10 protein-coding genes are annotated in these 12,592 nt (G+C 63.3%); all 10 read right to left on the reverse strand.

Features of this window, described 5'->3' with window-relative positions; all coding sequences use genetic code 11:
• Window positions 1-11: 11 nt before the first annotated feature.
• The 10 genes from X735_RS162520 to X735_RS162475 all read right to left on the reverse strand — a co-directional run bounded on the left by X735_RS162520 (window position 12) and on the right by X735_RS162475 (window position 12,584).
• The gene (locus tag X735_RS162520) at window positions 12-1,046 is read right to left on the reverse strand and encodes an ABC transporter substrate-binding protein (protein WP_023809077.1); all 1,035 of its coding nucleotides are present in this window, start codon (window positions 1,044-1,046) and stop codon (window positions 12-14) included.
• A 60-nt stretch (window positions 1,047-1,106) separates the two neighbouring features.
• Entirely contained in the window at window positions 1,107-2,432 is a 1,326-nt protein-coding gene (locus X735_RS162515; RefSeq protein WP_023809078.1) for a PLP-dependent transferase, read from the reverse strand.
• Window positions 2,433-2,461: 29 nt separating this feature from the next.
• Entirely contained in the window at window positions 2,462-3,514 is a 1,053-nt protein-coding gene (locus tag X735_RS162510) for a 2-oxoglutarate and iron-dependent oxygenase domain-containing protein (protein ID WP_023809079.1), read from the reverse strand.
• Between the two features lie 175 nt (window positions 3,515-3,689).
• Window positions 3,690-5,327 (reverse strand): ABC transporter ATP-binding protein, encoded by a 1,638-nt coding sequence (locus X735_RS162505; RefSeq protein WP_023809080.1) that lies wholly within the window; start codon window positions 5,325-5,327, stop codon window positions 3,690-3,692.
• The gene (locus X735_RS162500) at window positions 5,324-6,166 is read right to left on the reverse strand and encodes an ABC transporter permease (RefSeq protein WP_023809081.1); all 843 of its coding nucleotides are present in this window, start codon (window positions 6,164-6,166) and stop codon (window positions 5,324-5,326) included. Before X735_RS162500 ends, X735_RS162505 begins: the two co-directional genes overlap by 4 nt.
• Window positions 6,167-6,170: 4 nt before the next feature.
• Window positions 6,171-7,148, reverse strand: a complete 978-nt coding sequence (locus X735_RS162495) for an ABC transporter permease (RefSeq protein ID WP_023809082.1) — start codon at window positions 7,146-7,148, stop codon at window positions 6,171-6,173.
• 18 nt (window positions 7,149-7,166) lie between these two features.
• Window positions 7,167-8,744 (reverse strand): ABC transporter substrate-binding protein, encoded by a 1,578-nt coding sequence (locus X735_RS162490; protein WP_023809083.1) that lies wholly within the window; start codon window positions 8,742-8,744, stop codon window positions 7,167-7,169.
• A 238-nt stretch (window positions 8,745-8,982) separates the two neighbouring features.
• Entirely contained in the window at window positions 8,983-9,975 is a 993-nt protein-coding gene (locus tag X735_RS162485; protein WP_023809084.1) for an ABC transporter permease, read from the reverse strand.
• A gap of 4 nt (window positions 9,976-9,979) precedes the next feature.
• A complete protein-coding gene (locus X735_RS162480) occupies window positions 9,980-10,945 on the reverse strand; it encodes an ABC transporter permease (protein WP_081734743.1) in 966 nt (321 codons plus the stop codon).
• Window positions 10,938-12,584, reverse strand: coding sequence for an ABC transporter ATP-binding protein (locus X735_RS162475; RefSeq protein ID WP_023809086.1), 1,647 nt, complete (start codon window positions 12,582-12,584; stop codon window positions 10,938-10,940). The genes X735_RS162480 and X735_RS162475 overlap by 8 nt, the downstream gene beginning before the upstream one ends.
• Between the last annotated feature and the right edge of the window lie 8 nt (window positions 12,585-12,592).

Consider the following 12,592-nt stretch of genomic DNA (forward strand, 5'->3'; position numbering starts at 1 on the left):
CACCGCAACCGTCAGGCCAGAATGTCGACCGTCACCCGCTGCGCGAGTTCCGCCGGGTCGGTGGTGGGATCGAGCACCTTGATCAGCGACAGATCAGCGGCCGCATGCTTCACCTGATCCTGCAGATCCTTGCCGACCGGATGGTTGTGCAACACCCATGACGCAATCTCGTCGCGGATATCTTCAAAGGGGAAACCCGGGTTGAGATTGTCGACGAACCACTTTGCCACCTCATCTGGATGCGCCGCGGCATATTCGTGGATCTCGATGTCGGCCTCGGCCAACCGCCGGATGGCATCCTTGTTGGCATCCAGGAAAGCCGAATTGACGCCAAGCACACAGCAGACTGCACCTTCGAACGAGCCGGTTTGCGTGTTGGCGACTTCCACAAGGTCGAACTTCTTCTTGTGGGAATAGGCCCACGGATCGAGATGCGCCAGCGCATCGGCCTGACCCTTGCCAACCGTTTCGCCGACCAGATCGAACGGCACGTTGAGCCAGTTCACATCATTTTCGGGATCGAGGCCTGCCTTGGCCAGCGCAACCTGGAAGGAGTGCTTTGGCGGGCTGGCGACGTCATAGGAGACGATGGTCTTGCCCTTCAGACCTTCGAGCGTGGTGACGCCGGAGGCCTCGGACGCCAGCAGCCTTGTACAGCCGCCATGTGAGCCGACGAACAGCTTGACGTCCAGCCCCTGCTCCAGCGGCTTGACCCAGTCATAGAGCAAGCCGGCGCCGGCATCCGTCTTGTTGGTGGCGATCGACTGGATCAGCGTCTGGCCGCTGGCACCTTGATAGTAGAGTTCGATGTCGAGATCATGCCTGGCATAGATGCCCTTCGAAAGGGCGAAGGCGATCGGCGAATGGCAGGCCGCGAACTCGGTCCATGACAACCGCACCTTGGTCGCATTGCCGGCTATGGCGTAGCTGGTCGGCCTGGCGAGCAGGGCCACAGCCGCGGCGCCAACACCGAGTGTGCCGGCGGCGCGCAACACGCCGCGCCGCGAGATCTTCGATGTTGCCCCGATTTTCCTGCTGGAAGTCATTGTACCCTCCTGTGACCGGATCGATGTGGAGCCGACGATTTGTTCGCCAGCAGAAATGCCTCAGGCGGCCTTCAATTCGCGATCGCCGACGGCCTGATCGAGCGCCTGTTCAAGATCGCGAATGATGTCGTCAGGATGCTCGATGCCGACGGAAAGCCTGACATAACCGGGCGTCACGCCGGTCGCGAGCTGCTCTTCCGGCGAAAGCTGCGAGTGGGTCGTGGTCGATGGATGGATAGCCAGCGAGCGCGCATCGCCGATGTTGGCGACGTGATAGAGCAGCTTCAACCCGTTGATGAAGGAACGTCCAGCCTCGCGGCCATCCTTGAGTTCGAACCCGACCAGCGCGCCGTAGCTGCCCTGACGGAAATAGGCGTCGGCCCGGCGCTTGCTCTCGCCGCTTTGGTAGCGTGGGAAGATGACGTTGCTTACCTTTGGATGACCGCGCAGAAACTCCGCCACCTTGATGGCGTTCTCATTGTGTTGACGGAGGCGCAAGGGCAGCGTCTCCAGGCCCTGCAGCAGCTGGAAGGCATTGAACGGGCTGATCGCGGCACCGACGTCGCGCAGAAGCACGGTGCGGATGCGCAGTACATACGCCACCGGTCCAAGCGCTTTGGCCGCCTCGACCCAAACCTTGCCGTGATAGCTTGGATCGGGCTGGTTCAGCGTCGGGAAGCGTTCGGCATGGTCTTCCCATGGGAAGTTGCCGCCATCGATGACGATGCCGCCGATCGAGGTTCCGTGGCCGCCAATGTATTTCGTCGCCGAATAGACCACGACAGCCGCGCCATGGTCGAACGGCCTGATGCTCAGCGGTGCCGCGGTGTTGTCGACGATCAACGGCACGCCGAGCGACCGGCCGATGTCAGCGACTTCCTTGATCGGGAAGACTTGCAGCTTCGGATTGGGCAGCGATTCCGCATAGTAGGCGCGTGTCCGCGCATCGGTGGCACGGCGGAAATTCTCAGGGTCGGACGGATCGACGAACCGTACTTCCACCCCCAGGTGCTTCAGGGTCGCGGCAAAAAGGGCCCAGGTGCCGCCATAGAGATCGGTGGCGGAGACGATGTTGTCGCCGGCGCCGGCAAGGTTCAGCACCGAATAGGCTGAAGCCGCCTGGCCGGAGGACACAAGAAGGGCAGCAGCACCCCCTTCCAGCGCCGCGATGCGGGTCTCCAGCGCATCCTGCGTCGGGTTCGAGACGCGCGTGTAGATATGGCCGATCTCATCGAGGGCGAACAGCCGGTCGGCATGGCCGGTGTCCTGGAACTGGTAAGACGTGGTCTGGTAAATAGGTACGGCAACGGCGCCGGTGGCGGGATCGGCGCGCCAGGAGCCGCCGTGAAGGGCAAGGGTCTCGGGAGAAAGATTTTCCAGGGTCATTTATCGTTCCTTCCTGATGGTTGTGGCGGTCAAGCGACCGGGACAGCTTCGGCGCGTGCCTGGACGGCCAGCAGATCGGCGTGATGGCGCCGCGCGACGTCGGGATGCGAACGCAACCGGCTCTTCAGCGCGTTTTGCCCGGAATTGCGGTAGAGCGGATTCTGCGGATCGCGGGTGACCCCGTTCGCCTGCGCCTTCAGGTGCGGCGCCAAATCCAGGAGCGGAATCTCGGCATCGAACGGAGCGCCGAGGAAGAAGGCGACCGACAGCCGGTCGGTGCCGGCTGGCGGCGTTACGACCCGGTGCACGGTGGCCTTCAGGTAGCCATCGGTCGCCATTTCCAGCAGTTCGCCGATGTTGACGACAAAGGTGCCGGCGCGCGGCTCGGCGTCAATCCAATCGCCATCGGCGCTTTCGACCTGCAGCCCCTTCTGCCTTTCCTGCAGCAGGAGCGTCAGGAAGCCGCTGTCCTTGTGCGCACCGACGCCTTGCTCGCTTTCGGTCGCGTCACGGCCGGGATAGCGGATGATCTTGATGAGGTGGTTCGGCGTGCCGGCATAGATGGCTTCGAAAGCACCCTCATCCTGCTCCAGGACAATGGCAAAGGCTTTCAGCAGGCGCGTCGAAAGATCGGTGAGGCGATCCTGCCACTCCAGCAGAAGCGGCTTCAGCTCGGGCAAGGCGGTCGGCCATTGGTTTGGTCCCTGCAGGCGCGTCCAGGCCGGCAACGAGGCATTGCGCGGCAGCGCCGGTGCCTCCGAGCCGATGTCGACCTGCTCGCGCCAGTCCCTCTGGCCTTTCGTCAGTTCCTGTCCAATCCGGTTGTAGCCGCGGAAATGCGGCGAGTTGACCATCTCTATCTGGAGCTTGTCCTTGTCCGGCAAGGCAAAGAAACGTCGTGACGTGCCAAGCACATCGTCAATCAGCGATTGTGCGATGCCATGTCCGGTCAGGTAAAAAAAGCCAACATCCCGTGCAGCGCGCCGCAGTCCCTCGATGAATTCTTTGCGAGATGCCGGATCGGCTTCATAGCGGGAAAAATCCAGCACCGGAATCGTTTGTTTACCAGCAGAACTGCTCATTTCGACCTCTTGTTTGGTGATCGAAGCGTCGCACCGCAGGCGATGGAAACAAAGAAAACGCCATCCCTTTCGGTGGCAGGTGGGGAAATTCCAGTATCGCTCGGGCAAGACGGACAGCGCGTTTTTGTTAATTCTACAAGATTGGTAGATTTGCCCTGCGACCGGTATCACGCCTCTATTCCGCGGCGGCCCGGTCGATCTGGCTGCGGCTCCGCTCCCAGGACAGGCCTGGGACCGCCGCCAGCAGCGCACGCGCATAGTCGGATCCGGGACGTGTCAAAACCTGTTCGGCGGGACCGTCCTCGACGATCTTGCCGCTCTGCATGACGACGATGCGGTCGGCGATCGCCGAGGCGACACGAAGATCGTGCGTGATGAACAGCATCGACAGGCCAAGATCGCGTTTGATTTCCGCCAGAAGGTCGAGAATCTGCGCCTGTATCGAGACATCCAAGGCCGAGACCGGCTCGTCGGCGACGAGCAGGTCGGGCTCAAGCATGAGTGCTCGCGCCAGGCCAATACGCTGCCTTTGGCCGCCTGAAAAGGCATGCGGGAAACGATCGGCCGCACCGGGGTCAAGTCCGACGCGGACAAGGAGGCGGGACATGCTCTCCTCCGCCCTCTCGCGTGAAAGGCCGTTGACTATGGCGGCTTCGGTAAGGATGCGGCGGACGCGATGGCGCGGATTGAGGGAGGCGAACGGATCCTGAAACACCATCTGGATACGCGGACGTAAAGTGCGCTCCCGTGTCGTGCCGGCGAGATCGCCACCTTCGAAGCTCAGGCTGCCTTCATCCCAGTCGGCCAGTCCGACGACGCATTTGCCGAGCGTCGTCTTGCCCGAACCGGATTCACCGACGAGGGCCACCGTCTCGCCGCGCCCAATCGTCAAATTGACACCGTCCAGCGCCTTGGTGGCGGAGGCCTGTCGCCGCCAAGGCGCGCGGCGATCACGATAGGCCTTGCTCAGCCCGCGGACAACGAGAAACGGATCCCCTGCGTCCCGTCTTTGAATTGCACTGGTATGAAGAACCGGAACGGCTTCGATCAGGCGGCGTGTGTAGGGCTGCGATGGCGCTTCGAGGACGTCGTCTGCTCTGCCGCTCTCAATCACCCGGCCCTCCTTCATCACCACGACGCGATCGGCGATATCGGCGACCACGCCGATATCATGGGTGATGAACAGAACGGCGAGGCCGAGCCTTTCGCGGATTTCAAGGATCAGCCGCAGGATTTCCGCTTGCGTCGTGACGTCGAGCGCGGTGGTGGGTTCATCGGCGATCAGCAGGTCCGGATCATTGGCGATCGCCATGGCGATCATCACCCGTTGCCGCTGTCCGCCCGAGAGTTGGTGCGGGTAGCGGTGAATGATCGTCTCGGGATCCGGAAGCCTGGTTGCCCGCGCCAGTTCCAGCACGCGAGCGGTGCGCGCCTTGCGGTCGCCGTCATCATGCGCGGCGAGCGCTTCCTCGATCTGGCGGCCGATGGTCAGCACCGGATTGAGCGCGCTCATCGGTTCCTGGAAGATGAAGCCAATGCGCTTGCCGCGCAGCAGGCGGAACGAAGCCTCGCTGATCCCGGCAATGTCGCGGCCATCGAAACGGATCGCACCGGCGGCGATCCGGAGCTGCTTGGCAGGCAACAGGCCGGCAATGGCCGCGGCCAATACCGATTTGCCGGACCCGGATTCGCCGACCAGGCAGAGCACTTCGCCACGATCGATACGCAACGACACGTCTTCGACGGCCAATGCTCGATCGGCGTGCTCCGGCAAGGCGATGGAGAGACCCGCGATCTCGACCAGAGCCGTCATGCGCGCCCACCGCGATTGCTGTTGCGAGGGTTGAGCCAATGGTTCAGGCCGTCGCCGACGAGGTTCAGGGAAAGAACGGTGAGGAAGATCGCCAGGCCCGGAATGGTCGACAGCCACCAGTTGACGCGAAAGGCGGTCCTGCCGGTGCCGAGCAGATAGCCCCAGGAGACGAACTCGCGATTGCCCAGACCAAGGAAGCTGATGCCCGATTCGATCAGGATGACGGTCGCCGTCATCAACGAAGCGGCAACGATCACGGGCGACAGCACGTTGGGAAGGATGTGCCCCCAGATGATCCGGGCAGTCGACAGCCCGCCAACCCGTGCCGCCCGCACGAAGTCCTGGTTGACGAGGCTCAGCACCTCGGCCCGGACCAGCCGGGCGATCTGCGGCCAGCTGACGATTGCGATGGCCAGGATGATCGAAGCCAGCGAAGGCGCGACGATCGCAACGATGACGACCGTCAGCAGGAAGCTCGGGATGGTCTGGAAGAACTCGGTGAACCGCATGGCGACGTCGTCGACCCAGCCGCCGAAATAGCCGGCGACAGCACCTATCGCCGTGCCGAAGGCGACGGCGAGCAGCGTCACCGCCAGAGCGATCAGCAGCGTGACCTGCGCCCCGTGGGCGATGCCGGCCGCAAGATCACGGCCGAGCATGTCGGTGCCGAACAGATGACCCGGGCTGAAGGGCGGCAGGTTCGGGCGCGCAACCATGCGCCAGGGATCGCCCGGAAAGAGGATACCGGCGAAGATCGCCATCAGGAGGATCGCGATCAGGATCAGCGCGCCGGCGACGGCGCCCGGATGCCTAAGGAACGGGGTTCGCGGCAAGGCCATCGCCTCAAGCTCCCATTTCGATGCGCGGATCGGCGGCAACGTAGAGAAAATCCGCGGCCAGGTTGATGACGACGACGATTGTCGAGGTGATGAAGAAGATCGCCAGCAAGAGGTTGTAGTCCCGCTGCATGAGGGCATCGAAGGCGAGACGCCCGACGCCCGGCCAGGCGAACACCGTCTCGATCAGGATCGACCCGCCAATCAGTTGTCCGGCCTGCAAGGAGGCGAAGGTGATGATCGGCAGCAGCGCGTTCCTCAGCACATGCTGGCGCCAGATCAATCCCGGTTTCAGGCCCTTGGCCCTGGCGGTACGGACAAAATCGCGATCGAGCACGTCGAGCACCGAGGCGCGCGTCACGCGCATGTAGATGGCCATGTAGAACAGGCCGAGCGTCAGAGCCGGAAGAATGAGATGAACGGCGACATCCCCGACAAGCGAGAGATCCGACCCGCCCTCGCCCACCGTCTGCATGCCGTAGGACGGCAGCCAGTTCAGCCAGACCGAAAACAGCAGGATCGCCATCAGGCCGGTCCAGAACAGCGGCATGGCAAAGAACATCACCGAAATGCCGGTCAGCACGGTGTCGAGCAGACTGCCGGCGTGCCGAGCGGCGATAGACCCGAGCGCAATGCCGGTCCCCAACGCAAAGCAAAAGGCGGTCAATGTCAGAAGCAGTGTGGCCGGCAGCCTTTCCGCGATGATATCGACAACAGGACGCTGGTCGCGGTAGGATTGGCCGAAGTCGAGACGCGCCAGCGACTTGGTGTAGATCCACAATTGCTCGGGCACGGAGCGATCAAGCCCGAGATCGTGGCGCAGTTCCGCGACAAAGGCCGGGTCGGCCGCACCCTGGTCTCCGGCCAGGACGGATGCCGCATCTCCCGGTGCGAGGCGCAGCAGCACGAAGTTGAGCACGATAACCCCAAACAGGATGAGAACCGCGCGGGCGGCCCGTCCCGTCAGGAAGCCAAGACGATCCATCCTACCCAGCCCCGCCAGCTATTTCGCCAGCCAGACATCGGCGAAGTTTTCATCTGTGCCGAGACCGGTCGCGATCAGATTGTGAACCTTGGTTCGGTAGAGCGTCGGAAAGACGATGTCGTGCGTCCAGATGAGCGGCACGTCGGCGGAGATGATCTTCTGGGCTTGCGAATAGAGCGCCTTGCGCTTGTCGAAGTCGTTCTCATGGGCGGCGTCGGCCAGCAGTCTGTCGACCTCGGGGTTGGAATAGCCATGGACATTGCCGCCGGTCGTGCCCGCATTGTCGCCTTCGAGCGTGGTGTAGGCATAGCTGATGCCGATTGCCGGGTCGGGGGTGGTGTAGACAAAGTTTTCGGCAAGATCATAGTCGAAGGTGGTCAGCCGCTTGAACCAGCCCGGCACGTCGGTCGCCACGATGTTGACCTTGATGCCGACAGACGCCAGCGCCTCCCGGACATATTCCGCCTCGCGCTGCCACAGCTCGCCATAAGGCAGCGGAACGAACTGCAGTTCGAAGCGCACGCCGTTGGCGTCGGGCTTCAGGCCGGCCTCGTCGAGGATGGCGTTCGCCTTGGCCAGGTCGAATTCATATTTCGTTTCGACCGATGTGTCCTTGAACCGCGACAGACGCGACAGCGGGCCGTTGGTCTCGTGGCCGAATCCACCAAAGATCGTGTCGATGATGAACTGGCGGTCGATCGCATGCGCGATCGCCCGGCGCACCCGCGCATCGTCGAGCGGCTTGTGGCGGTTGTTGAGGTGGATGTAGCCGACCGGTTGAAGAAATTCCCAGCCTGCCTCGGTCAGTTGCACGCCATCGAGCCCGGCCAACCGCGTAATGTCGAAGTTCTCGACGTCGCCTGCGCGCAGCACATCCACCTGACCGGTTTCGAAAGCGATGGCGCGGCTGTTGGCGTCAGGGATGACGTGGAAGAAGATGTCGTTCAGATGGGGCTTGCCGGCATCCCAATAGTCAGGGTTGCGGACAAGGTGGATGAAGGACCCCTTCTTCCACTCGGCGAATTTGAACGGCCCGGTGCCGATGAACTTGCTGTTTGCCTCGGCGGTGCGAAAGTCGCTCACCCCTTCATAGAGATGGGCCGGCAGCACGGCGGTGTTGTGGACGTAGATAAAGGCTGGGTACGGCGCCTTGAGCGTGAACACCACGGTGTGGTCGTCCGGCGTGGCGATGCCCTTCACCTCCGCCAGGTTGAGTCGCGAGCGGGCCTGAAGTGCCGGCAGAAACTTCTGGAAGCTGAACACCACGTCCTTGGCCGTGAACGGCTGGCCGTCATGCCATTTTACATCGCGGCGCAGGTTGAAGGTGTAGACGAGGCCGTCATCCGAAATCGACCAGCTTTGCGCCAGGCGCGGCAGCGGCTTCAGATCGGCCGAATAGGTCAACAGGCTCTCGTAGATCTTGTTGCCGACATAGGTCGTCGGCCCGAGGCGATTGACGCCGATATTGACCGTCGGCGGCTCAGGCTGGACGATCAGGTTGAGCGTCCCGCCCGCCTCCTGTGCCGCAAGTCCGGTCAGCGTCAGAAGCGTGGCTGCCAGAGACAGCATGATGGTTCGCAACAGGCGGGAGATCATCGTGAATTCACCTTGTCGAGTAATTGATCGCGGAGCCTGAGATGTCGCTCCGCAGGAGAGTGTGGCTCCACCGAATGACGCGGCCGATCTGCTTGCGAATTGCGGTGCGAATTTGTGTAGTAAGATTATAGACAAAGGGGATTATGATAAGGGAACATGCTTCATCGATGTCAGCCAGAGCGAATATTTTTCCCAATATCCGTGCTGAAATGAGAGCGAATTGCCTGATGGCGGGCGGTCACGACAGGCTCGCCGGGTCGCGCCATCTGGTTGTGATGTCGACGGCGAAGGTGCAGAACACGAACGATGCCGCGGCGAAGATCGTCGTCCCGATGACGACCGGAAAATCGCCTTCAAGCGCCGAGTTGATCGCCAGCCGGCCGACGCCGTCCAATCCGAAGATCGTCTCCGTGACGATCGCCCCACCCATGATGACGGCAAGCTCCAGGCCACCCAGCGTGATCACCGGATTGAGCGCGGCCTTCAACGCATGATCGTAATAGACCCGCCATTCCGGAACACCCTTGGCGCGCGCCGTCCTTATGTAGTCCTCGCCCAGAACCTCAAGCATGCTTGCGCGGATCAGCTGCTGGAAAATGCCGATCTCGGCAAGTGCCAGCGTCAGCCACGGCAGGGCCAGATGCCGGGCCCATTCGAACGGATCTTTCGTCAGCGGCACATAACCGCTGCTTGGAAACCAGAAGACCCCATGGTTGGAGAGCTGGAAGAACAGGAAATAGGAGATCAGGATGCCGGAGAGGAACGTCGGCACCGACAGGCTCGCATAGGCGAAGCCCGATATCAGCCTGTCCAGCCAGGAGCCCTGCCGGCGCGCGGCAATCACGCCAAGCAGGATCGACAGCGTCATCCAAATGACGACGGCACCAAGGGCGAGCGAAAGCGTCACCGGCACCTTGGACAGGATGAGGTCTGTCACCGGTGTCTGCTTGCGGAAGGAGTAGCCCAGCGCCGGCGGCCAGTGAGCGATCCCCATCGGCGCGCCCTGGATGTCGGGGCCGCGGTAGAGATAGTACCACAACTGCAGATACCATGGCTCGTTGAGCCGCAGCGCGTGTGCTATGGCATCGATCGCCTGCTGGCTGGCGTTGCGCGGCGCCAGCATCGCGGCCGGATTGCGATAGGCTATGCGGGTGATGAAGAACGCGATCACCAGCACGATCAGCAGCGTCGAGAGCGCCCGGAAGATCAGCCCGCCTGTGTGCCGGATCATGGCGTCACCCGCTGCGGCGATGGGGGTCGAGGACGTTGCGCAGGCCAGCGCTCAGCGTGTTGAAGCCGGCCACAGTCAGAAACAGCGCGATGCCGGGTCCGAGCAGGAACCATGGCTGCAACTGGTAGAGGGATGAGCGCTGCGCCTCGGCGATCATATTGCCCCAGCTCGGCTGCGGCGCCTGCACGCCGACGCCGAGGAAGGAGAGCGTCGCTTCGGCGATGATGTTGGTCGGCAGTTGTACCGCCCAGTAGACCAGGATGACCGGCGCGATGTTGGGCAGGATCTCGCGCATGATGATCCTGGCCTTCGAGGCGCCGATCGTCTGCGCGGCTTCCACCAGCGGGCTGCGGCGCAGGACAAACACCAGGCCACGCGTCAGCCGGGCAAAGTAGGTCCAGGAAAACAGGGTTATGATCAGCACCACCACCAGGGAGGGCGCAACAAACGGCTTGCCATCGACGCCCCGGTTCAGCGACAGGAGGCTGAGCGCGGTGACGATGAACGGGAACGACAAAGCGACGTCCACCGCCTGCGAAATGACGCGGTCGACGCGACCGGCAAGAAATCCGCTGACGAGGCCGATGGCGGTGCCGATGATCATGGCAAGCGTGGTCGCCGGGATGGCGATGGCCAGCGATACGCGCGCGCCGTAGAGCGTTCTGACCAGCACGTCGCGGCCGTTGCCGTCGGCGCCAAGTGGAAATTCGAACGTGGGGCCAGTCGGCAGTCCCATCTCGGTCAACGCCGTATCGCGGAACTGCTCCGTCACCCCGTGCCCCAGCAGCCACGCGACCACTGGCGCCAGCAGCGCACCGGCGGTGACGAAGCCTATGATCAGCGCGCCGATGCGAAAGGACCGTTCGCGCAGCAGCGCTCGCAGAAGCAGCGACCTGTAGGAATTCACCACCTCGCCATGCCCCAGCAGGACGTGGTCCTGGACGGACGCCAGGGCACGGATCTCAGGCATGCGCGGCGATCCGCTCGGGAACCGGGTTGCGCCGCAGGACCTTGCCGGGGATCGCGTCTATCAGCCTGACCGTGTAGGGATGCCGGGGAGCGCCGAAGACACGGCCTGTCTCGCCGGCTTCCACGATGACGCCCTTCTCCAGCACGATGACGCGGTCGCACAGTTCCGACACGACGCCGAGATCATGCGAGATGAAGAGCAGCGACAGGCCTCGCTGCCGGCGAATGGTCTGCAGCAGCCTGATGATCTTCGCCTGCGTCGTGATGTCGAGTGCCGATACCGGCTCGTCGGCGACGATCAGCGAGGGTTCGAGCGCGATGGCGCGCGCAATGGCGACACGCTGCCGCTGGCCACCTGAAAGCTGGGCCGGGTAACGATCCAGCACGTCGTCGGGAAGTTCCACGTCGCGCACCAGATCCTGCACGCGCCGGCGTATCGCCGCGGCGTCCAGTCTGGTGCCGATGATGAACGGTTCCGCCAGAATGGACCGGATGCGCCGCCGCGGGTTGAGGCTCGCATAGGGGTCCTGAAAGATGACCTGTATGTCCGACCTGAGTTTCCGGTCGATGGCGATGCCGCCGACACCCGGACGCGAATAGATACGCTCCCGCAGGGAGATGCTGCCCTCGTCCGGCCGGTCGAGCCCGGCGATCAGCCGGCCGATTGTCGACTTGCCGGAACCGGATTCGCCGACGAGACCGACGATCTCGTTTTCGCGGACGGTGAACGAGATATTCGTGAGCACCGGCCTGATCAGACCGCCTGCGGCGGAGCGGCCTGCGAACGAACGCGCGATTGCCGAGACGGAGAGCAAATCGGGCATCGACGGCAGCGCCGGGAGTAGCGATGATCGCGCCGCGCGGGCCACCAGGCCGCCAAGCCGCGCCGCACCGAGCAGCTCCCTGGTGTAGGCTTGGCGCGGTGCCCTGTAGATCAGCTCGGCCGGCGCCTGCTCCACCACATGCCCCGCACGCATCACCAAGACATCGTCGGCAATGTCCGAAACGACGGCCAGATCGTGGCTGACGAAGATCATCGCCGTGCCGTGGTCCTGCTGAATTCGTTTCAGCAGATCGAGGATCGACGCTTGCACGGTGACGTCGAGCGCCGTCGTCGGTTCGTCGGCGATGATCAGACCGGGATTGAGCGCGATCGCCGCTGCGATCATCACGCGCTGGCGCATGCCGCCGGAGAACTGCCTGGGATAGTCGTTCACGCGGGCCGAAGGGTCGGGGATGCCGACATCGGCCAGAAGATCGAGAACGCGCTGACGCAGCTCCCCACGTCCCACCCTGCGGTGGGCGGTGATCGCTTCGGCGATCTGCTGGCCGATCGTCTTCAACGGATAAAGATTGCTGAGCGGGTCCTGGAAGACGAAGCCGATGTCGGCACCTCTCCGCCGGCGCAGGTCGCCGGCGGAGAGGCCCAGTATCTCATCGCCCTTGTGCAGCACGCTGCCGCGAACACTCGCCGCCGGTGGCAGAAGGCCGGTGGCGCCGAGCAGCGACACGCTCTTGCCCGAGCCCGATTCACCGACGATGGCAAGCGTCCTGCCCGACTCGACGGAAAACGAGACGCCATGCACCACGTCCACGCCGCCGAACGCGACGCGCAGATCGGCGACAGAGAAGATGGGCACGCGCGCCT

The sequence above is a fragment of the Mesorhizobium sp. L2C084A000 genome (assembly GCF_000502875.1).
In the GTDB taxonomy this organism is placed as follows: Bacteria; Pseudomonadota; Alphaproteobacteria; order Rhizobiales; family Rhizobiaceae; genus Mesorhizobium.

Coding starts and splice junctions, on each gene's coding strand:
- X735_RS162495 (WP_023809082.1), bottom strand. CDS start 7,148: ATGGATCGTCTTGGCTTCCTGACGGGACGGGCCGCCCGCGCGGTTCTC.
- X735_RS162510 (WP_023809079.1), bottom strand. CDS start 3,514: ATGAGCAGTTCTGCTGGTAAACAAACGATTCCGGTGCTGGATTTTTCC.
- X735_RS162520 (WP_023809077.1), bottom strand. CDS start 1,046: ATGACTTCCAGCAGGAAAATCGGGGCAACATCGAAGATCTCGCGGCGC.
- X735_RS162505 (WP_023809080.1), bottom strand. CDS start 5,327: ATGACGGCTCTGGTCGAGATCGCGGGTCTCTCCATCGCCTTGCCGGAG.
- X735_RS162490 (WP_023809083.1), bottom strand. CDS start 8,744: ATGATCTCCCGCCTGTTGCGAACCATCATGCTGTCTCTGGCAGCCACG.
- X735_RS162485 (WP_023809084.1), bottom strand. CDS start 9,975: ATGATCCGGCACACAGGCGGGCTGATCTTCCGGGCGCTCTCGACGCTG.
- X735_RS162480 (WP_081734743.1), bottom strand. CDS start 10,945: ATGCCTGAGATCCGTGCCCTGGCGTCCGTCCAGGACCACGTCCTGCTG.
- X735_RS162500 (WP_023809081.1), bottom strand. CDS start 6,166: ATGGCCTTGCCGCGAACCCCGTTCCTTAGGCATCCGGGCGCCGTCGCC.
- X735_RS162515 (WP_023809078.1), bottom strand. CDS start 2,432: ATGACCCTGGAAAATCTTTCTCCCGAGACCCTTGCCCTTCACGGCGGC.